Source organism: Paenibacillus polygoni (assembly GCF_030263935.1).
Classification (GTDB): Bacteria; Bacillota; Bacilli; order Paenibacillales; family Paenibacillaceae; genus Paenibacillus; species Paenibacillus polygoni.
In genome coordinates this window covers 2,381,369-2,400,966 of the sequence record NZ_CP127162.1, presented here as the reverse complement: position 1 = coordinate 2,400,966, position 19,598 = coordinate 2,381,369, and the positions used below count along the sequence as shown (strand labels likewise).

Annotated in this window: 18 protein-coding genes, 1 pseudogene and 2 other annotated features; of the genes and pseudogenes, 3 read left to right on the top strand and 16 right to left on the bottom strand. The window is 39.8% G+C overall.

The window, feature by feature from the left end; translation table 11 throughout:
- Positions 1-71: 71 nt before the first annotated feature.
- The 9 genes and pseudogenes from QPK24_RS11655 to QPK24_RS11615 all read right to left on the bottom strand — a co-directional run bounded on the left by QPK24_RS11655 (position 72) and on the right by QPK24_RS11615 (position 8,876).
- Positions 72-884, bottom strand: coding sequence for a transglutaminase domain-containing protein (locus QPK24_RS11655; RefSeq protein WP_285748882.1), 813 nt, complete (start codon positions 882-884; stop codon positions 72-74).
- 12 nt (positions 885-896) lie between these two features.
- On the bottom strand, positions 897-1,247 hold the full coding sequence (locus QPK24_RS11650) for a VOC family protein (RefSeq protein WP_285748880.1): 351 nt from the start codon (positions 1,245-1,247) through the stop codon (positions 897-899).
- A gap of 108 nt (positions 1,248-1,355) precedes the next feature.
- Positions 1,356-2,383: pseudogene (locus QPK24_RS11645) on the bottom strand (DHHA1 domain-containing protein).
- A 126-nt stretch (positions 2,384-2,509) separates the two neighbouring features.
- Positions 2,510-3,322 carry a hypothetical protein gene (locus QPK24_RS11640; RefSeq protein WP_285748878.1) on the bottom strand — a complete coding sequence of 271 codons (813 nt, stop codon included), beginning with the start codon at positions 3,320-3,322 and terminating at the stop codon, positions 2,510-2,512.
- Positions 3,300-3,860 (bottom strand): RNA polymerase sigma factor, encoded by a 561-nt coding sequence (locus QPK24_RS11635; protein ID WP_285748875.1) that lies wholly within the window; start codon positions 3,858-3,860, stop codon positions 3,300-3,302. Before QPK24_RS11635 ends, QPK24_RS11640 begins: the two co-directional genes overlap by 23 nt.
- 985 nt (positions 3,861-4,845) lie before the next feature.
- Positions 4,846-5,325, bottom strand: a complete 480-nt coding sequence (locus QPK24_RS11630) for a macro domain-containing protein (RefSeq protein ID WP_285748873.1) — start codon at positions 5,323-5,325, stop codon at positions 4,846-4,848.
- Between the two features lie 263 nt (positions 5,326-5,588).
- Positions 5,589-6,614 carry a glycoside hydrolase family 53 protein gene (locus tag QPK24_RS11625; RefSeq protein ID WP_407083018.1) on the bottom strand — a complete coding sequence of 342 codons (1,026 nt, stop codon included), beginning with the start codon at positions 6,612-6,614 and terminating at the stop codon, positions 5,589-5,591.
- A gap of 300 nt (positions 6,615-6,914) precedes the next feature.
- The gene (locus QPK24_RS11620) at positions 6,915-7,592 is read right to left on the bottom strand and encodes an HAD family hydrolase (protein ID WP_285748869.1); all 678 of its coding nucleotides are present in this window, start codon (positions 7,590-7,592) and stop codon (positions 6,915-6,917) included.
- Positions 7,593-7,694: 102 nt separating this feature from the next.
- A complete protein-coding gene (locus QPK24_RS11615) occupies positions 7,695-8,876 on the bottom strand; it encodes an MFS transporter (RefSeq protein WP_285748868.1) in 1,182 nt (393 codons plus the stop codon).
- Between the two features lie 168 nt (positions 8,877-9,044).
- On the opposite strand from QPK24_RS11615, the gene QPK24_RS11610 reads away from it, so the two are divergent.
- A complete protein-coding gene (locus QPK24_RS11610) occupies positions 9,045-9,953 on the top strand; it encodes a LysR family transcriptional regulator (RefSeq protein ID WP_285748865.1) in 909 nt (302 codons plus the stop codon).
- A 77-nt stretch (positions 9,954-10,030) separates the two neighbouring features.
- Here QPK24_RS11610 and QPK24_RS11605 read toward each other — a convergent pair whose 3' ends face one another.
- The 3 genes from QPK24_RS11605 to QPK24_RS11595 form a co-directional block, all read right to left on the bottom strand.
- Positions 10,031-11,488 carry a DUF4179 domain-containing protein gene (locus QPK24_RS11605; RefSeq protein ID WP_285748863.1) on the bottom strand — a complete coding sequence of 486 codons (1,458 nt, stop codon included), beginning with the start codon at positions 11,486-11,488 and terminating at the stop codon, positions 10,031-10,033.
- 21 nt (positions 11,489-11,509) lie between these two features.
- Positions 11,510-12,019: an RNA polymerase sigma factor gene (locus QPK24_RS11600; RefSeq protein WP_285748861.1), complete on the bottom strand. Its 510-nt coding sequence runs from the start codon at positions 12,017-12,019 to the stop codon at positions 11,510-11,512.
- A 266-nt stretch (positions 12,020-12,285) separates the two neighbouring features.
- On the bottom strand, positions 12,286-12,915 hold the full coding sequence (locus tag QPK24_RS11595) for a YdhK family protein (protein WP_285748859.1): 630 nt from the start codon (positions 12,913-12,915) through the stop codon (positions 12,286-12,288).
- 159 nt (positions 12,916-13,074) lie between these two features.
- Positions 13,075-13,308 (top strand) — a binding site (T-box leader).
- Positions 13,309-13,391: 83 nt separating this feature from the next.
- On the opposite strand from QPK24_RS11595, the gene QPK24_RS11590 reads away from it, so the two are divergent.
- Together QPK24_RS11590 and QPK24_RS11585 are read left to right on the top strand one after the other, a co-directional pair.
- On the top strand, positions 13,392-14,753 hold the full coding sequence (locus QPK24_RS11590) for a sodium-dependent transporter (RefSeq protein ID WP_285748857.1): 1,362 nt from the start codon (positions 13,392-13,394) through the stop codon (positions 14,751-14,753).
- 223 nt (positions 14,754-14,976) lie between these two features.
- On the top strand, positions 14,977-16,767 hold the full coding sequence (locus QPK24_RS11585) for a phosphatase PAP2 family protein (RefSeq protein ID WP_285748856.1): 1,791 nt from the start codon (positions 14,977-14,979) through the stop codon (positions 16,765-16,767).
- 110 nt (positions 16,768-16,877) lie between these two features.
- On the opposite strand, the gene asd is transcribed toward QPK24_RS11585, so the two are convergent.
- The 4 genes from asd to QPK24_RS11565 all read right to left on the bottom strand — a co-directional run bounded on the left by asd (position 16,878) and on the right by QPK24_RS11565 (position 19,590).
- Positions 16,878-17,963 carry an aspartate-semialdehyde dehydrogenase gene (gene asd, locus QPK24_RS11580; protein ID WP_285748854.1) on the bottom strand — a complete coding sequence of 362 codons (1,086 nt, stop codon included), beginning with the start codon at positions 17,961-17,963 and terminating at the stop codon, positions 16,878-16,880.
- 132 nt (positions 17,964-18,095) lie between these two features.
- Positions 18,096-18,357: a binding site (T-box leader), on the bottom strand.
- A gap of 74 nt (positions 18,358-18,431) precedes the next feature.
- A complete protein-coding gene (locus tag QPK24_RS11575) occupies positions 18,432-18,752 on the bottom strand; it encodes a hypothetical protein (protein WP_407083017.1) in 321 nt (106 codons plus the stop codon).
- A gap of 19 nt (positions 18,753-18,771) precedes the next feature.
- A complete protein-coding gene (locus QPK24_RS11570) occupies positions 18,772-18,897 on the bottom strand; it encodes a hypothetical protein (RefSeq protein WP_285748852.1) in 126 nt (41 codons plus the stop codon).
- Positions 18,898-18,966: 69 nt separating this feature from the next.
- Positions 18,967-19,590: a zinc dependent phospholipase C family protein gene (locus QPK24_RS11565; protein ID WP_285748850.1), complete on the bottom strand. Its 624-nt coding sequence runs from the start codon at positions 19,588-19,590 to the stop codon at positions 18,967-18,969.
- Positions 19,591-19,598 lie beyond the last annotated feature (8 nt).

The following is a 19,598-nucleotide window of genomic DNA, read 5'->3' as shown; positions in this document are numbered from 1 at the left end:
TTGTAAAAACAGCGTGATGAGACAAGCCGAAGTCATGAGACTACGGCTTTTTCTTATTCTATTATAGGATGTTATACTCCGGGAGCGCGCCAAAATGCGGAGTTCACTGATGTGACATGAACACTAGATCGATATGAAGATTCTGTCATAAGTTCAAGGGGATAATAATGTTCCGGTACTAAGGCACAGAACTCTTTCTTCTCGTTGGTACCTTCGTAATGAAATTGACTATCACATGGACAAAGAAACCAAAACAGATTTTTGGCCATATAGCCTTTATAGAAATCGCGCCATTCCTCATTCTTATGTGTGCTTTGAATCATGAGGGGGACATTTGACGCCGTATGGTAACGGAATTCCTCTGGACTCATTAAGACTCCTTCAGAATCGGTAACATAAACACCCCAGGAAGCGTCCATATACAACCATTTTCTAAGCTGATGCGAATACACGGCAGTAACCACATGACTGTCCAGATCGTACGCATCATACGAACCACAGTGAATACGGCGGGAGGGAAAACCTAAACTGAGGTAAACTTCAGTTAGTACTGTTGCTATTACGTAACAATTCACTTTCATATCTCTATGTTCCGTCATCTCTAACACAGAAAGAGCATGAGCATTTTTTGGTGGAGGTTCATTTCCATGGATCAGACGTTGGTCGACCCATTTCATCAAGTTGATTATCTGTGATACTTCATCCCCTGTACCTGCTGCTTCGTTCAAATGGTATTGCTCGCGGAGCCTGCGAAGATGAGGATCATTTGGATGCTGATATGTAAATTCATAAGATGGAGATATTGACTGATCCGTATCGGTAAAATTAGTATATTTCAGCAACATGGTGTAGTGCTCAGCGAATTCTTTCATATACCCAAACATGTCCCACCTCCGCTACTCATTAATATTTTCAAAGAAACCTAACCGGTTCCCCCAAGGATCTGCAAAAGTAGCCCATTTAGCAGGTACCTCTTCTCTTGCGTATATTTCAAAATGATCCATATGAAGTTCACTCTTCAATCTGCTTCTTTCTTCTTCAATTGAAGTTACCCCGAACCGGATAGGGCCGCTTCCTTCAGAGGGAATACCTTCGGCTACTTGAAGCCAACAACTAGGTAAGACCTGCCATTCAGCAAAACCGTTGTGAGGAATAAAATCAGGTGTCCTTTGTAATAACGTTGTATACCAATGCAGCCCTTCTTCAAAATCCGAAACTCGAATTTGTATGGTCAGTTCAGAAATCAAGTTATCCCCTCCAAAAGTCTGGTATTCACCTAATTCGATAACATTTCGCTGTATCCTCTCACAAAAAAAGGACAAGCCCTAATAGGCTCATCCTGTTCTACTACTTTTCTATTGTCCTTTAAGGGTCTGAGAGGAAAAATCATAAAATGCTTGTGCATCCTCCCAAGTGGAGAATCCTGCCTGAGCCAGGATGTCACTGCCTCCACCTTTTCCGTTATATGCTCCTAAGTGAGCTTTGAAAAATGCCCCGCAGGAATGACCTGCTTCCTTATTCTGTGACAAGACAACTTTATTCTCTGACTTGGTTGCCAGCAATATCGCAGCGTGACTGCGAGCGGAAAGTGTACTTGCTAAGCTTTGCAGATCTTTAACTGTTTTATCTTCAAAGATCTCTGCAATGAGATTTCCGTCCTGGTTATTTAGTAATTGCGCTGCAAGATACTCATTATTTTGTTCTTTAAGCAGAGTAAGCTCAGCTTGCAGCTGTTTTTGCTCTTGCTCCCATTTCTCAATTCGGTGAAGAATCTCATCCTTCGCTGTTTTGAATCGAGACGACAAGGCTCCTAGGATCTGCTGTGCTTCATTAAACTCTTCAAGCGCTCTATATCCACATTTAAAATAAATACGAGTATTACCCTTCTGTTTTTCTATTTTAAGCAGCTTAATGATACCAATTTCACCTGTTGAGGAGACGTGTGTTCCGCCGCATGCGTTATATTCTATATCTTTGATTTCTACAATTCGAATATCATCCTTCACGGTAGGCTGTTTCACTAGGTTGATTGATTTCACTTCTGACTCATCCACCCAATAAGAGAGAATCGGATGGTTGAGATAAATGTGGCGATTTACCTCGCGTTCAATGGTTTCAACCTGCTCCGCTTTCAGTTCAGCTGTCTCCACATCAATTGTGCAATAATCAACACCTAAATGAAAGCTCAGTGTCTTCATTTCATACAAATCCAGACATACTGGCCCTGAATGTAGCCTGTGTCACAAGGTTGTCCACCACCATGCGGATAGAAAGCCGTCTCTTCTAAAACGACATCATAACCATCCTCTCTCTCCACTGCTTCTATTATATTGGTCTCCCACTCTGTCTGATAAGCAGAATCGTAGTACATCTTTTTAGTCATGGTATAATTCCTCTCCTATGTAATTCATGTGTTTATATTATAGTTGTTTGTGTATACAGTCAAAAAAACAAAAGCAAGCGCCAAAGCGCCTGCTCATCCTAATTGATCTAAGATATGTCTATCACCTTAAAGATAGCTTTTAGCCAGCTGGATTAACTCTTCTTTTGTAACATCTCCTTGCAGTTCAATAGAGATCACCTGACGGTGCGAATTTTTATAATGAACTATCAATAAATTCTCATCACCGGTTGTAGTATACATCGCAAGCGCATCATTAGCTATTTCGATATTTTCCCATGAGGCATCTTGGAAGGTGAGAGCCATTGTCTTCTCATCCCTTATTGATTGTGTCATCGCTGGGTCCAAATTCTGTTTAACTACAATATCGTTTTGATCCAGGCGAAACACATCATAAATCCCGCCTAACCACCATTCATCTGCTGACTTTACTCGGTAGTTGGTATCATGCGTGAGTACGCCAAATGATTCAGATAACGAATAATTAGAATCTATCATTTTCGGTCTTAATGCAGTAAAATCCATTTGCTCTTCCGCTTCTTCTATGGATACGACCTTCCAAGTATCACTCATCTTAGCGATGGCTTCATCCAGCTGCATTTTAAAAGGTGCTTTACTGCCCGCAGAAGCATTTGGAGTCGAAGCTTGAGTAGAACCATCAGTTCTAACTTGAATCCCGTTCCAGTCTGTTGTAAAGTATGTGGCCGCACTGACGGATACCGTTGTGACGAATAGAAGTGCTGCCGCTGTAAGCCATACCGGATACTTCCATATTTTTCTCCCTAAATCTTTTGTGTAATGGAATCTGTGAAAACTGCGCACCCGATCCATTACCCGATCCTTCACATCCATATCAGGTAAGCTTGTACTTTGACTTTGCATGCACTTAATCAATTGATCAACTTTCTGTTCGTTGTTCATACTTCCAAGCCTCCCACTGGGTTCTATTCTTATTTAGTTTGTTCTTCAATCGTTCAAATCTCTTTCTCCCGGCTGCCGGACTAATACCTAAGATCTCAGAAATCTCATCAAAAGGCTTATCTTCGATGACTCGCAGCGCTAACATCTCTTTCTCGCCTGGATTTAAGTCTTCAAGCCAGTGCAGATGAAGATCAAATTGCTCAGAGTAAATCTGTTCGGCACTTTTCTCGGATTCTTCATTACGAATCAATGGCATGAGAAGATGCCACATTTTCTTCCTTCGCAGTAAACTGCTGCAGTAATTCGATGCAATCTTATACAGCCATGATTTAAAAAGCACTTCACTGTCATGTCGATAATTGCCTAAACTCCGGTAAGCTTTAAAAAACACTTCCTGCGTCGCATCTTCTGCTTCCTGCCGGTCACCAAGCATAAAATAACAAAAGGTAGAGATACTTCGCTGATGTTCCTGCACAATCTGCTCAAATAACTCCACATGTCCCTGGAGAATCTGATGAATACGATCTTTTAATTCCAACGCCCCGTTTCCTCCCTTCGTCCACCATTTTTAGCTGCTTATGATATATAACTATTGGTACGGACTTAATGTGACATCTGTGGACGAAGCTTATATTGATGATCTGACAAATCGTTTTCAGTCGGTGATACTATGTATTTGAAAATTAAAAGTTGTTGAAAAAACTGAGGGCCTCGAAATATTGATTTAAATAAAAGTTTTCAAGATAATGGAGAAGTTGCGGAAAATGTATCTAAATACTTAATAAGTCAATAAAGAAGGTGATATTATCATCAACATCAGAAAATGGATAATTAATGTTTTGGTGTTTTGGGGAATTTTCAAAATATTATTTTTTATTTTTAAAGATATAATTTTCCAATATATCACATTCCCTGAACCACTTAACACCTTTTTACAAATAGCAAGTTTGGGTATCATCGTCTTATTAACATTTATATTTACAACATTATTGGTTAAAGGTAACAATAAAAACGAGATCTCTTAGAAACAAGGCAAAGACCCTACCAGCACTTCGCCAGTAGGGTAATGTGCTTAGGCGCTCTACAGTTACCTGTATTACGGATAAACGATTAACATTTAATAATGGAATCATTTCAGGAAGTCTTGCTCTTATATATACTTCCATGTAGGCCGAATGTGAGGTCAGGTACGTTGGCCAGTGCCCCTTTTCAGTGAAATATAAAAAACGAGCAGTTTCATCCTGCACATGAATGCTTGTGAAGAAGGCAGTATCAGAATCACCTTCTTCACAAGCTGTAATGATTTTATCTAACGTTCCTTTGAACTCTTCGTAAAATCCTACAATAAATTGGATACTGGCTTCATACCCCTTCATTGTCGCAGGAATAAAGAAGTTTCTTTATTTTCATCTATTAGATATTAAAACAACAAAAACCGTCAAAATGACGGCTTCATGAAGAAATATAAGATGAAAGAAGCTATATGTATGTAAGCATTCTTGCGGAGAAGCATATCTATGAATTCACTCTTCCTCACTGTTATTTTCTAGATCAATAATAGAATATAGAGTGACCGGATAATCAGCGCACACCCGGTGTATTATATTGAGGATATCTCGGTACTCCGTACCCGTCCGATTAAAGCTCATACGATAAGGTAAAGCGATAGAATATTGATGAGACTCAGCAAAGTGGCGAAGTTCCATTAATGCTTTTTCTAACGCTTTTTTATTACACGATTGCTTTTTAGATAAGATACCTCTTCTATAATATTTCTGTCCAAAGAGATTCGCGATAAACTTTCCTTTGGTCTGAATCAATTGGACTTGTCCTAATAGTGAAATCTCGCTATTGGTCAGTGTAATGTAGGATGAATAAGCTTCTGGGTATTCTACTTTAATCTGTTTTGCAATACTGCCTCCCATAATTCCCTTACAAGTCACCAAATGGCCAATGATATCCTCCCCAGCATAAGCAATATCGCCTCTTACAATCTCAACCAACTATAATCCCCCCCTCTATGTCTAGTTAGTCTAGTTAGCTTAGCCGTTTCTTCAAGCGATCTGGCCTTTATTGATATGCAGAAAGAGGAATAATCCCTTTGGCTAATTATAGCCTATGATTTATCATTATATCTATGAAATTCTTACACTTTATATGCTCGAGTTGAGTGAAAAACCGTTTCGCTATGTGATAACAAAAAGAACCGCGTTTATTCGCGGCTCTTTCTGTCTATTTTAACGATTTGAAAAATAGTAGTGCACAATTAATTCAGAAATCCATCTAATGCGATAGTTGGTTTACCATCTGCTTGCCAAGCTCCTTTATTGTATCCCCCATTATAACCAGGTGTAGCTTGCGGTTCCCAGTAGAATACGCCTAAACCTTTACCACCGGAGATATTGCGGAACTCGGTTTTAATTTTGGTAATAAAGTTTTTAGCCTCAGTGGGTTGATTGTAGTCCATTCCAATTTCGGACATGAGTACTTCTTTACCATATTTAGATACCATAAGTTTCGCATTTGTTACGGTCTTTGTTACTGCGCTAGACCAATCTGTAGATGACGGGTACAAAGATAGACCCACCGCATCAAAATTCGCTCCGTTCGCAACAAGTCCTCCAATGTTCCAGTCAAGTACTGTTCCGTTATCACCATTTGCTAGATGAACGATGGTCTTCGTACTGCTGCTAACTGATTTAACCGCATTATGACCTGTATTTACAAGCCAAGCGTAATTTTTCATATTGACTGATGCTTTTCCGTCATCCCACAGCATTCCATCATTTGTCTCGTTACCGATCTGCACCCAATCTGGTGTAACTCCTTTGTTCTTCATCGTGTTCATCACGTACACCGTATGAGACCATACCGCATCCATTAGCTGCTCAAATGTATAATTGCGCCATGCATAGGGTTTGTTCTGCTGTCCTGGGTCTGCCCAAGAATCACTGTAATGCATGGTAAGCATAACACTCATCCCTAGTTTTTTTGCACGTGCGGCTAATTCTGATGCTTTCTCTGCATTCATGTAACCGCTTGCGTAATCACTCATATTTGGATTTACCCATACACGTATACGAACGGAGTTCATTTGATAATCGTTTTTCAATATTTCCAGTATATCTCGAGTGACACCGTTTTTGTCTTTCCACTTATATCCCTGTGCTTCCATTCCTGCCACCCAGCTTATATCAGCTCCTTTTGCAAAACTAGGTGCAGCTTCAACAGACGAGTTGCCTACTGTACCTAGCGTCAATAGCAGCATTGATACGCTGAGTAATACGGTCATTAATTTCCTCCCTAATCCCTTCTTCTTCAACATCATTCATCCTCCTATTCGGTGGACCTTGTTTCATCCACGCTTGGTTTCAAAAGTAATTGTAAGCGTTTTCTAAATCACTTTCTAGGATGTATTCTCAAGATTTTGAATCTTTTTACAACAAAAAACCTCAAAATTCGAGGTTTTTTGCACTCGATGATCAGATTAATAAGTTCTAAATGATCCATCTCTTTTCATTTTTGAGCCTCTTCTGTCATCAAACTTTATAGGTAACCGTGAAGGTAATTCTTCCTTTATAGGTATGCTCTGTTATCTTTTTTGGCTATGTGACATTTGTTCTGCGCTGAGAAGTTCAGTAAGTTCTTGAATGTTCTTCGCTAGATACGTAGGCTGAATATCGGTGAGTTCCTCTCTGCTGCCAAACCCATAACCTACAGCAATCGAGTTAATTCCATGATGTTGTGCTCCTATGATGTCATATTTACGGTCACCAATCATGACGGTTTCTTCCGGATTCAGATTAAAGTTCTCCAGTAGATAACCGATGATTTCTGCTTTGGCTGATCTCGTTCCATCAAGTTCACTGCCGCAAACATATTCAAAGTACGAACCGAGTTCAAAGTGGTCTATGATCTGCTGGGCAAAAACCTGCGGTTTTGAAGTAGCTACAAATAGACGATTGCTCGTATCCTTAGTAAGCAGCTCCAATAGCTCTTTTATTCCGGTGTACACTTCGTTTTCGTAAAGACCCGTTACACTAAAATATTCCCGGTAGTATTCAATCGCGGTATTCGTCTTGTCTTCATCAAAGGCATAAAATTCCTTAAAAGTAACAGCTAATGGAGGTCCTATAAATATCTCAAGTTCCTCTAAACTTTCTACCGTGATTCCCATTTTGTTTAGAGCATAGCTGATTGATTTTGTAATTCCAATCTTCGGATCGGTAAGAGTTCCATCTAGGTCAAATAATATATTCTTATAATTCATTCGTAATTCCCCCTCTTCTCTTTATTTTATGGTATACGTTACGGTCTAAGAAAGCGTCCTGACCTCTATATCATTCTATGATAAAAGGATCTTCTTGTCCGATTAATTCTCAAGATTAACCGAACCTTTCATTTGTTTTATATTCAAGTAGTTCCTGAGTAAGATAAACACTGCTGTTAATATGAGTGACAATAATCCTACTAACACCACGTATTGTGTACCCATACCGGATATAAATACCCCGCCTGCTGCAGCGCCAATTGTTGTTCCTATATTACAAGCTGATAAAAATAAACCGTTAGCGAAATCAGGAGCTTCTTCTGCTGCTGTTGTAACGACATACTGATTGATGTTACCTGCTAGTCCCGCTAATATTCCCCAAATCAATGTTATAAGAGCCATTGGTACGGTAAACTGTCCTGCGAAAAACAATAGGATATAGGTAGCTCCCATCAGAAAAGGAAGAGCTACAATCGTTTTAACGGGTTTATCAATAAGTAATCTTCCAGCTAGGATATTTCCTATAATATTAGCTGCGCCATAAATGAATAACATAAGGCTGGTTATATTAGTTGATACATTGGTTACCGTTTGTAAAAATTCTGCTAGATAGCTGTAAACACCAAATATAGCCGAATTAATTAAAATGACAATGATAATCGCAATCCATGTGTTGGCATGTTTTAATACATTTAGCTGTTTTCCGTAAGAGATTTTCTCTTTAACAGGTATGGACGGTACGAATAGTATTGTAGCTATGAGTACTGCAATGTTAATAATAGCAAAGAACACCATCGCCATCTGTACGTTGGATATCCCCGCAATAAAGCTTACGATAGGTACACCGACAACCATTCCTGCTGATACACCAATAAAAACTTTCGCTACTGCTTTTGGAGCTTCTTCCTTACTGACTGAATCAGCAGCGACAGAAAAAGCCAGAGAACAGTATACCGGATGACAAAGAGCAGGGATAATTCGGGCAATTAATAGAACAGTGAAGCTAGTTGTAAAGATAGATATGAGGTTTGCAATTACGAAAATGCTGAGAACAAATACCATCACTTTTTTTCTATTAAATCTTGAAAACAGTAACGGCATAATAGGTCCGGATATGGCAACACCGATCGCAAAAATACTAACCAGCCATCCAGCCGAAGATACACTAACATGAAAGCGATCAGCGATCTCCGGTAAGATTCCAATTACCCCCATTTCCGTATTCAGGATGCCGAAAACGCCTATTGTTAAAATAAATACGAGTAACTTTTTTTGATTTGCCAAAATACTAACCCCCAAATTCATTATCTGTGAAGATCAAAAGTAAAACCTCCTTGGTTATTTATTTTAGCGTGATTATTTTACATAACAATTACCTATATCTTATATCAACCTATGCTTTATAAGCATTTCATAAATGTATATACTAATCTATAAAAAGGAGGATTGGATATGGAATTAAGGGTTCTGCGCTATTTTCTCACGGTAGCAAGAGAAGGTAGTATAACAGCGGCAGCCAATTTTTTGCATGTAACACAACCCACTTTGTCGAGACAATTGAAAGAGCTCGAAGAGGAGCTAGGAAAGAAATTATTTATTCGTAAAAGTCACCATATTGATCTTACAGAGGAAGGCATGATCCTAAGAAAAAGAGCGGAAGAAATCATGAATATGGTCATTAAAGTGGAAGAGGAATTTCATTCCATGGAAGAAACGATTGGGGGAGATGTCTACATAGGGGGCGGAGAAACGGAGGCTATGAAATTAATAGCGCAAACCATAAAAAGTTTGCAGATCAAATATCCAGCGATTCGATATCACATTCATAGCGGAAACTCCGATGATGTGACAGAGCAACTTGATAAGGGATTACTTGATTTTGGAATTCTAATTCAACCAGCCGATTTGTCAAAATATAATTATATCAACATCCCGGCAAAAGATGTGTGGGGAGTTGTTATGAGAAAAGACAGCCCCCTAGCTGTAAAGGAAAGCATACAAAAGTCGGATTTAATAGGCGTTCCTCTCCTTTTATCAAGACAAGCTATTAAAACAGGACTGTCTAGGAATGAATTTTCGGAGTGGTTTGGGCAAGATTACGATAAATTAAATACGATGACGACATATAACCTAGTTTACAATGCTGCCATACTGGTTGAAGAAGGGATCGGTTATGCAGTTACCCTTGATAAGATTGCAAATACATCTAGTGATAGCAATCTTTGTTTTAGACCCTTAGAACCAAGACTTGAATCTGGATTAAATATCGTTTGGAAAAAACATCAAGTGTTTTCCAAGGCCGCCAATATTTTTTTTGAAGAGATTAAGGAGACCTTCTCCAAATGTAAATCGGATGAATAAAGCATTTGAATGGTTTATAAAAGCAATAAAAAGCAGTGTTCTGCGGCATGTATATAGCCATAGTCCACTGCTTGTTTTTATTTAGAAGAGGAATACAACTGCAAAGTTTGATCTTCTAGTATGGGGTTCCAATATCTTTTGATCTTGATTGTAAGGGGCTGCGGATAATTCACTGCATCAGCTCCAAAATTATAAGAGTAGTGGTCTTCCCCTATATCATCTTTTGACGACGTAGAGAAACCACTAGCCCTCACCCCACCACTTGGTTCTTGGTCATGGCTTACTCCATCTGCATCCTGAAATTGTGAATCCAACCACATGGAACCGCTCCTCAAAGTAACCGCATTTTCGATTTCACGTAGGAACAATACATCGCCGACATCTGCTTCTTCCGATGACTTTATCATTTGCAGATCGTTGTCTGGAGCTTGGACAATCTCATTCTTGCTCAGATCAATTACAATCTTCTTCTGTTCTTCTTCAAGTGCTGAGATCCCTTGAATGTTCAGTGCTATTGAATCAAAATGATTCAGTTTACTGCTGTAGAATACAAGAGTCCTTTGGTTCTCCTTCGAAAACAGATCTGAGTTACTAGGAGTAAGCACCTTTGGATAAAATAACTTTTCGGATTTCTCCCCTGCTTTTCCAATCAATACGGGATTGATCAGCTGAGAGATATCTTTTGTATTACTCGAATCATATTCCAAGTCCAAATAAGTATGCAGCGGTGTATAGACAACTTTATTGATGTGAATTTTCTGATCATCAATCTGCATTGTTTTATTGATATCAAAAGAATCAGTCTGGCTTGCAAACCTATTTATGTCTAAATCAAAAGCGACTTCTATGCTAGTTTGACTCTGATTCTCTTTATACACATTGATTTCATAAATCGCCTGATGACTAGTATAGATCTTGGACTCAGGGAGATTCGTAGCATAAATAAAGTTTTTAGTTGAATTCGGCTGGATGTAACTGTCACCTGATTGAGCCAACTCTGTAGAAGCACCTAGACCAGAATCTTCATAACTTCCATAACGGAAACTTTCACCTACATGATATATCATTTGATCTGTTTTATTATTGATATTATACAAAATATACAATTTTCGACCATCTGTAACCGCACCGAGCACCTCAAACCGGTATCCATTTTTCTCTGTACTCTGATATACCGGCTGAATTAAGTCATTACTCAGCACGTTCCCGAGTGCCTTGTTTAACCCAGGAGCTTCAATAAACAAGTCGGAATCGCTCCAACTTTTAGTCGTGACTGAGCGGGTGACGGGCTGTCCTGTCAAGCTATTCTCTCCGTTATCCGGGAAATCAATAGATGACAGAATAAACAGTACGATAACAACTGCTGTAATGAATGCACCGCCTCCATAGGATAAGAGTCGTTTCTTCTGTCGCCGTTTCCCTTGTTCAATCCCCCGCTGAACCGCATTCGTCAATTTCATTTCTCGAACTTGTTCACTATTTGCTTTCATCTCATGGGCATCGTCACTAAGAATACGTTCTTCTTTATTCCACATGTTTAGTCCTCCTCTCTATTTCTATAAGAACTTCCGAAGCTGTATGAGGCCTTCACGAAGCCACGTTTTTATGGTCCCTTCCGGTTTCTGTAGTATTTTTGCGATTTCAGGAACCGTCATATCTTGGTAATATTTGAGCATAACTACATGGCGATATTTCTTCTTCAGTCGATTCATTGCCCGCTCTAGATCCAAACTGTCGTTCCTTTTCATTTCATCTGATGGTTCTTTCACCCAACGATCCACAGGAAATACACGTTTTTTTCTTCTCAGTTCGTCCATACAGCAGTTAATCGTGATTCGGATGAGCCAGGGGGTGAAGGATTCTTCGCTATTCAATTTCTTTCTCTTCATCCAAGCCTTACAAGTGGCTTCCTGTACAATTTCGATCGCGTCTGCTTCATTTCGCATATAACTGTATGCGACCGAATAGAGTTTATGTTGCTGACCAGATAGGTAACTACTAAAATGTTCTTCATCTAGTAGATTAACATCTGTTGCTCTCGATCGATTATGTATTGCTTCCTCCATCGTTTATCGTCCCTCCTTCTTTTGAAAATTGATGTACTAGAAAAAACATATATCCTATTCTCACATTACTAAGACGGTTTAGAACAGCAAATCGATTGAAATTTATATATTTATTTCCGAACTAATAAACTAGTTCGTCATTAGGAAGATCAAATCTCTCAAACTTTTGTTTATTCCATACAAAAAAGCAACCTCCTATTTGGCGTTTGGATACCAAAAAGAGGTTGCTTTATATTCAAGCTATTTTCTTACATATTACACCCTATTTATTCCGCGGAAAGCTCATCTTCCGTTACCCATTTATGGTTTTTTACAGGTTCTCCACCGGTTGTTGGAGTATAATCCACCATATAAACGGTAGTCATCTCTGAAGAATCAATGACTGCAGGTGCACCTTTCATACCAGGCATGTGATCTGCCTCTAAAGTAACTTCTGTTCCATCTTTCAACGTTTGGTTCGTCATATCTTTAATTTCTTCATGTACGACCCATTTATGATTTTTTACAGGTTCTCCGCCTGTAACTGGGGTATAAGAAACTTCATAGGCAGTGGTTTCATAAGCACCAACAATCGTTGCTTCTGCTCCGTTCATACCTTCCATATGATCGGATTTCAGAATTACTTTACTACCAACCGGATAGGTTGGGTTGTCTGCTTTTTTTAGACCATCGGGAACTTCTCCGGAACTCGAATGATTCATATCCATTTGATCTGAATTATTTTGTTCCGTACCAGTTTGTCCCGTTTGGTTCTGATCTGTCCCACTTTGCCCCGTACCACTTTGCTCCGTTTGAGTCTGATTCGTGTTTGGATCTGATTGTTCAGTCGGCTCACTTCCACATCCACCTAAGACAATAATGGCTGCTGCACTCAGTAAAGCTAGTTGTTTTTTCATTTGATTTGATACCTCATTCTTTCTGTATTTTCATGCTCGTACAATGAAATTACCCACCTAGTTATATATTAAACAGACGCTCACCTCCCAAGGGGGAGCAAAAAATACTTGACCGCTGGGAATTACCATACTATAATTTCGACTATTATCATAAATACGACATAAGCAACGAAGAGAACTTTATTAAGCCGGTCTCCCTGTTTACAGAGAATCAGTGGTTGGTGGAAACTGATACATAGATTTGGTGAATTTCATTCTTGGAGCTTTTTTATGCTGCACTATACAAGTCAGAGTGCAGTGTGAAAACGGAGGAAACCGTTATTTTCTCAAGTGGGAAGCAGGATGTTCTGCTTCCAATTAGGGTGGTACCGCGTGAATAGCCACGTCCCTATCTTTTAAGATAGAGACGCGGCTTTTTTTGTTTTCTACTTTAACACCTGTAGAGGACCTAATAACAATAGATTGGATGGATTAACATGCAAACATCTGAGCAGTGGTCATCGAAGATCGGTTTTATTTTATCAGCAGCAGGGTCAGCCATCGGGGTAGGCGCCATATGGAAACTCCCCTATGTCACGGGCATCAGCGGAGGAGGCGCATTTTTTCTTCTTTTCATTCTATTTTCTTTATTCATGGGTTTCCCCTTATTGCTAGCAGAGTTTGTGATTGGACGCAGTACGCAAAAAGAAGCCGTCAGTGCCTATCGTAGTATTGCTCCCCACACGAAATGGCATTGGATTGGGAAATTAGGGGTATTCACTTGTTTCCTATTATTATCTTTTTATAGTGTGATTGGCGGCTGGATTGTAATCTATTTTGTAAAGGGATTATTCGGCGGTATTATAAGCGATGGTGCAGATTATAGTTCTGTTTTTAATCAGACGATTGGAAACCCTGCTCTCGTTATTGCTGCTCAGTTCGTATTTCTCGCGTTTACTGTTCTTGTGGTCGCAAAAGGAATTCAAAACGGCATCGAAAAAGTTAGTAAAATATTGATGCCTGCTTTATTTGTATTATTCTTGGTTCTGATCATTCGCTCGCTTACCCTGCCTAACGCGGTTGAGGGTGTCAAATTCTTTCTAGCACCTGACTTCTCAAATATTACTTCTGAGAGTATTTTATTTGCGATGGGACAGGCATTCTTCTCCTTAAGTGTCGGCGTCTCGGTCATGGTAACCTACAGTTCATATCTGTCTAAAAAAGAAAGCTTAATCCAGCCTGCCATTTCGATTGTATCGATGAATTTACTGATTGCGTTACTAGCAGGGTTAGCCATTTTCCCAGCGGTATTTTCACTAGGATTAGAACCGGCTGAAGGACCAGGACTCCTATTTGTCGTCTTACCGGCGGTTTTTGATCAGATTATTTTTGGTGAAGCCTTCTTAATTGGTTTCTTAGCCTTATTCTTATTTGCTACCTTAACTTCTGCCTTTTCCATGTTAGAAATCATCGTTGCCTCTGTTGTGAAAGGGAAGGAAGAAAATAGAGCGAAGTATACCTATCTTGTCGGTGCTCTCATTCTAATCGTTGGGGTCCCTTCGGCTTTATCGTACAGTGTGCTGTCCGATTTCTTGATCTTTTCAAAAACGATATTTGATTCTGCGGACTATTTAGTTAGTAATATCTTAATGCCGCTGGGTGTATTTTTAATCTCCATTTTCGTGACCCAAAAGATAAAGAAAAGCACGCTCCGCGAAGAATTATTACAACATTCACGTTTAGGCGGAAAAGCATTTCAGATTTGGTTCTTTATTATGAGATATATTATTCCGATCGTGATCATCATCGTCTTTCTTGATATTACAGGAATACTGGATAAGTTCATGTCTATTTTCTAATATAAATACTACACATACCGGACTGGTATCGTAAAAAGCGAAAGTGCTGAATGTACGCAGAATAACCCTGCCTACTTCCGCACTTTTTCTTTATTTTATGAGAAAATTTCTTTTCCTAACAATAAAATTACATTCCTGCTTTCTCTAGTTAACAAACCAAAGATACCATTATTAAAGTACGATAATACAACAAATTGGAATGAAGAGAGGATCGGTATATAGAATGAATAAGAAAAAGACAACGATATCTGCTGCAATATTATCTATAAGCATACTTCTAAGTTCGCTCGGCGGTAGTTACGCCAGCGCCAGCGATAGTAGTGCCAGTGCTAGTGCTAGTATTAAAAATGTGAATCCCCCGGCAGCTCCTGCTTGGGGCCATTTTGTAGATCAATATAAAAATAATGTGCCGGATAACCAAACTGTGAGAAATAATCCAACGATCGGTCTACTCTCTGAATTTAACAAACTGTGGACTCCAGGTGATTCTTGGAACACGGGAACGATACTTGACCATAAAGTGCTGGATCTCAACATTCAAAAGGTGCTCCACATGTCACTGCGGCGCACAGCAAATGAGGAAAAAGAGGCCTACTTAGATGATCGCAGAAATCAGAGCTACAGCGTAATTGATGGTCTTGGTACCCTAGCCGATGTCTACCGTTCTAAAGCAAAGGCGACGACAACCATTCAAGATGTAGCCGCAGATGCCACCTCTAAGAAGTACAGTGATGAAGGAAATAATGCAGGAGATCCCGAATCCGAACTCGGCAGTATGGTGAACTTGGTGAATACGCTTCGGGGACAATATTCATCGACCAATCCGGCGAAAAGCTATTTTAGTTATCCTCGTCCCTTCCGCTGGGTTAATAATTCAGTAGTCCTTCCCACTCTAATCCCTGTGCAAAATGCGGACCCCACGAAAGACGGCGGTTTTCCTAGTGGTCATACCAACGCTGCCTATCTTAGTGCCTTTGCTCTAGCCTATGCGGTACCAGAACGTTATCAGGAGCTGCTTACCCGTGCATCAGAGCTTGGGAATAACCGTATTGTTGCAGGAATGCATTCTCCACTCGATGTAATGGGAGGACGTGTTATGGCTACAGCAACCGCGGCTGCTATCTTATCAGATCCAGCCAATAAAGAGCTCAAAAAAGCGGCTTATAAGGAAGCTCATGAACTACTGTTAACACAAGAAGGAACGGAAACAGATGATTACAGTAACCATGCTGCAAATAAAAAAGTATATACCGAACGACTAACTTACGGGTTTAAACGGGACAAAAAAGCCACTGCTCCGGTCGTAGTCCCTAAAGGTGCTGAAGTTCTCCTCGAAACAAGACTTCCTTATCTAAATGATACGCAGCGTCGCTGGGTACTAGCAACCACTGGACTTGCTTCCGGTTACCCCGTATTGGACGATCCTGAGGGCTGGGGTCGACTGAATCTCTTCGCAGCAGCGGATGGATATGGTGCATTTGATACAGATGTAACGGTAACGATGGACGCGAATAAAGGAGGTTTTTATGCAGAAGACAGCTGGCGTAATGATATTTCCGGCAAAGGTAAACTGACTAAAAAAGGAACCGGGACTTTAACACTTGAAGGAAATAATACATACTCCGGCGGAACTCTCATTGAACAGGGCACGCTTGAAGGTATGTCCAAGACTGCATTTGGGGCAGCAAGTGTGACCAATAACGGGGGGATTCTGAGTGAAAACGTAGATGGTCAATGGAAGATTGGAGGTAGTTACAGACAATCAGATAAAGGTACAACAGAACTAACGATTGGCAGTAAGAAAGATTTGCTTCAAATAAAGAAAGAAGCTGTGCTTAGCGGGAAATTGAGCCTTACTTTTACAAACCTTTATGTTCCTAAAAACGGGGATGCAATTATCACTTTTGACAAACGAAAGGGTTCATTCTCTTCCGTAGAAATCAAAGGCTTGCCAAGTAAGAATAAAGTGGAAGTAGTCTATACTGCGAAAAGTGTTCAACTGAAAGTGAAATAAACATCTGAAGAGTGATGCAAAAAAGAAAAAGGCCCAATGATTTCGGGCCTTTTTGTCTTTGATTTTATTTAACGGATAAAAAGAATCAAAGCAGGTAAACAGAATGATTTCTATTTTGCTTGAATGTATCCTTCTGCTTTTAGCAGTTCCGCGATCAGAACAGCACCACCTGCAGCTCCGCGCAGTGTATTATGTGACAGTCCGACAAATTTATAGTCATAGATCGAGTCTTCACGTAATCTTCCTACGGAGACACCCATACCGCGTTCAATGTCCCGATCGAGCTTCGTCTGTGGTCTGTTATCTTCTTCAAAGTATGTGATGAACTGTTTTGGCGCACTTGGAAGGCCCAGTTCTTGCGGACGACCTTTGAAGTTTTTCCAACGGTTCAGAATTTCCTCTTTCGATGGCTTATTCTCGAACGAAGCAAATACAGTAGCTAAATGGCCGTCTGTTACAGGAACGCGAATACACTGAGTCGTGATCAGTGGTGAGCTTGCTTTCACAATCTCTCCATTCTGAACACTGCCCCATATGCGAAGCGGTTCTTGCTCGCTTTTTTCTTCTTCACCGCCGATATACGGAATTACGTTATCCAGCATATCCGGCCAATCCGTGAAGTTCTTGCCTGCTCCCGAAATCGCTTGATAAGTAGAAGCAACCACATTCGTTGGTTTGAAATCAAGCAAAGCATGGAGTGCAGGAACATAACTTTGAATAGAACAGTTTGGTTTCACTGCAATAAATCCTGTGGAAGTTCCCAGGCGTTTTCTTTGTGCTGCGATGACTTCAATATGTTCTGGATTGAGTTCAGGAACAACCATAGGAATGTCCGGTGTCCAGCGATGAGCTGAATTGTTTGAAATAACAGGTGTACCTGTTTTTGCATATGCTTCTTCTAACGCTTGAATCTCATCTTTCTTCATATCTACTGCGCAGAAAATGAAGTCCACGTCCTGAGCAACTTGTTCCACTTTGGATGCATCTTGAACGACGATCTGTTTTACGTTCTCCGGCATTGGTGTTGCAAGCTTCCATCTTCCTTTTACGGATTCCTCATAAGTTTTCCCTGCCGAGTTACTGCTTGCTGCAATCGAAGTAACTTCAAACCAAGGATGGCCATCCAGCAATTGGACAAAACGCTGACCTACCATTCCTGTTCCACCGACAATACCTACTTTAAGTTTCTCTGACATACGTGATTCAATCCTTTCAAATGGTCTTCTAGTTAACTATGCAAACCATACGATTTGGTGTGTGTTTCTCACATTTTATCTCTATATAACAGTGTATAACAATAAAAAAATCCCACCCCCAAGACGCAAAGTCTTAGGGACGAGATTATTATACTCGCGGTACCACCCCAAATTTGCTCATATGTCGCCATATCAGCCTCATCGAGTACGGTATTATAAATACGTATACTCTAGCTCTATAACAGGAGCTCCTGGCACACCATCCACTACGAAGTTACGTTTCCGGTGAGCTGCTCTGAGTCTTTGTTCAATAAGGAATCCTTTCCTCCTTCTCAGCTGCCGGAGTTCTCTGTACAAGAATTCATTTATCTACTCTTCTCTTCATCGCATTTATTATGATTATGATCATTATATATAAAACCTTTTCATGGGTAAACATTTTTATCAAAATTCTGAGAGGATTGTTTATTACTTTAACACTGTCTGTATAGTCGATAGGTCAAAACCACCTACAGCTTCATAGGTCCAGCCATATTTCTTATGGGTACTAAAACTATTTCCTACACGCATTATTTTATCATCTGCAAAAGTTACACTTAGCGTAGGTCCGTTATCTGGCTGTATCGTTACCCAGTAACTTTCCCTTAAATCCGGATGATCGCTTTTACTTCTCTTTAATTTGAGATCCGCAAAAACATTCATTACCTTATTTATGGTTTCCATGTCCGTTATTTCAATTGATTTATTAAGTGTATTATCGTCCCACTCTGAAATACTTATTGAAAAGATTTTTTGTGAACCATGTGAGTCACCAATCTGATCTTATAACTAGTTCTTTAAATGAGGTACTGGAACTGACTTCGGAGATAATAAGAACACTAAGGATGAGCAGCGCGACAAAGGATAAAATAATCATCTGTGAACGTTTACTCACTCAGCAACCCCCAACCCCCTTTCCTTTTCCCAGGCTTAGATGTTCATTAACGCGCTGGATAATATGATGTTATCTGAATCGTTTTACTTCATTAATACGCTGTATATGTAACGTCCCAAGGTCAACACATGTCTCTATATAACCAATCATTTGAGTAAAGGTAAACACATTCAGATTCTTTTTTATCCTTTCTGTATCATAATTCATATCATCTACTACACAAGGAAGGAATTCATGTACTTCTTTGGAGGTAACTTCTTCTAGGTCCAAGAGTTCTGGTACAACACTCAGCGCTTTACTCAGTTCATTTGTAAAATTATAGTACTCTAGTAATTTCCCATTCAACAACCAAAAATCATGATAATACAAATTAAAAAGTTCCTTATCTGCTTCCATTCTGTTCCTCAGCCAAGGAAGATTAAAACCTCTCAGCCATACATCATCCGCGATTAAATGAGTGTAATATCCTCTAATATAAGGCGAATCTGCTTGCGATCTGTATTTCTCTAAAAAGCTTTGATAATCAACACTTCTTGAAAAATCTTGCACATCACCAATAAAGAAATGTGATTGATCTTTAAGTGAAACTGCATCCGGAGCAATGCTTCCTAGTAAAAATAAGGTTCTGTCTTCCATAGACAGATTCTGTGCTATTCGATTCGCAATAACCAAATGCATTATTCTCGAACCCATCGTTCGCC